Genomic DNA, 2,044 nt, shown 5'->3' with positions numbered 1-2,044 from the left:
GTAAACACGAACATCGGTTTGGCTCCGGCTGCCGTCGCCAGCGAGTAGCAAGTACAAACCTTGCTGGTTGCGTAAGTCAACCTCAATGTATTGATTGCTGCCGGGTCTTTCAGAGGCTGCCTGATTTTGCGCTTGCGTTGGCCAATACTCTTCAGCCGCAAACACGTTCAAATCACCTGCATCACCGTCTGCCATGACCCACACTTGCGCTTTGGTCGCACCTTCAGGTACATCGGCATACAGATAACGACGTTGATAAACGCTAATACTGTTGGGGCTGGCGACGTTGAGCTGAGTCGGACGTAAATCATCGGTGCCAGTCGGTGTTTCAGGCTGCGGCTCTGGCGTTGGCTCGGGATCGACTTGGCCTTCCGCATTTACCGCGACAGTGACATCGGTAAAGTCCCCGCGTCCGGTGACACTTAAGGTATACCGGCCTGGCTCCACATCGTTCAGGGTCACGGTTTCATTACTGGTTTGGTTCCACTCGGTGGTGTCAAAGTCATAATAGTGCGCCTGGCGGTCTTTGGCGACGTAGAGATCAGCATTGCCTTGGCCCGCGATGCTAAAGGTAAGCGCAGTGGCGGCACGGTTCAGGTCGATCTGATAGAGATGTTCACTGTATGCCTGCCCGCTAATGGTGACGGTTTGTCCCAGGGACAGGGTTGTAACGTCTGGGTGCTCAGGCTCAGGCTCTGGTTCAGGATCTGGATCTGGACGAGGAGGCTCGCCGCCCTCTGAACTATCCAGCGTCGTCAGCCATTGCGAAAATGCGGGGCCATATTGTTCACCATACTCTTTGGCTAAGCTTGCCCATTGTTCAAATTGTCCAGTTCGTCCGGCTGCGAGCAACGCATCTACCGCTTCTGGGTGCTTTTCAAACAAGAAGCGTACGGCCAAATACCCCCAACGATACACACGATTAACATCATGTTGGTAGGTGGTAGCAAACACGTCACTGAGTGAATAACCGCCTTCTTTGCCCAAGTGAATTGCTTCGGCATAGTCATCGCCATGAGCCATGTATTCAGCAAAGCCTTCCAGCCACCACACGGTATGACCATGACGCAGCACGTCGTTGAAGTCGCCGTACATGTTAAAACGGCCATCAAGATAATGAACGTACTCGTGTTCGAGGTTCCAAATGGAGAGCGACTTACCCTCGTCATTGCGGTAGGCAATAAAGCGAGCTTGGTTGTCAGGGCTTGCTGGGTCGCCCTCTAAGTACTGGCCGCCGTTATCGGTCGAGTTACCAAACAAGAACGATGAATAGGTTTTGTAGTCCGACGGGTTATCAAATACCACCACTTCAACACTGTCGTTTAGATCATCAGCCACCGCTTGATAACCGGAGCGAACAGTTTGATGAAATGCGTTTTCTTTTTGATGCAGGCTTTCACAGGCTTGTTGAGACTGCGCTTGTGTCATGCTTTGTGAGCGGATCACGGCAGGACCATCACATTGAAAACGATAGGGAACGATTTTGGTGGCTAACGTCGATTTGGCATTGGTGAGGCCTAATTCTTGGATTTTATCAGGGGCAAACGCGTCGACCATTTCAACCAGTCCGACCCAAACGGCATCGTTGGCGCCACCCAGAGGAAAACGAGGCAGAAGATCACGGTAGTGGGTTAGAACCCGTGCACGGATACTTGGCTGAGGTGCCATGAGTAATCGGCCCATCTCGCGGACTGTATTCGACACCAATAAAGCACCGTTTTCAGTTTGTGATAACTGAGGGTTATCAATGACAAACTGGTAGAGACGATCGATCAAAGACAAGTCAGCTGCAAGCACATCGTAGAAGGCTTGACGCGATTGGTGACCTGCCATGGCGACAAATAGATTGTTCAGCGCGTTGACATAGCCACGCTCTTGTAAGCGCGCTTGATTCAGGTTTTCCAGCAGTCGCAGTTGTAGGTTAAAGGTTTGTGGTAATTGCTTAATGCTATCGGCCATCAACGTCAGGCCATGTAATGCATCGGTTTGCGCACGGCCATCTTCGGTTGCAAAAGGGGATTGTAGAAACTGGACGATGGTATGC

At 51.6% G+C, this 2,044-nt stretch carries 1 protein-coding gene; it reads right to left on the bottom strand.

What is annotated here, in order from left to right:
• Positions 1 to 2,044: M9 family metallopeptidase (locus tag BZG79_RS14725; RefSeq protein WP_077774780.1), on the bottom strand; the 2,044-nt coding region annotated here is incomplete at both ends.

The sequence above is a fragment of the Salinivibrio sp. MA427 genome, from assembly GCF_001996115.1.
In the GTDB taxonomy this organism is placed as follows: Bacteria; Pseudomonadota; Gammaproteobacteria; order Enterobacterales; family Vibrionaceae; genus Salinivibrio; species Salinivibrio costicola.
This window is presented reverse-complemented; position numbering and strand designations above follow the sequence as displayed.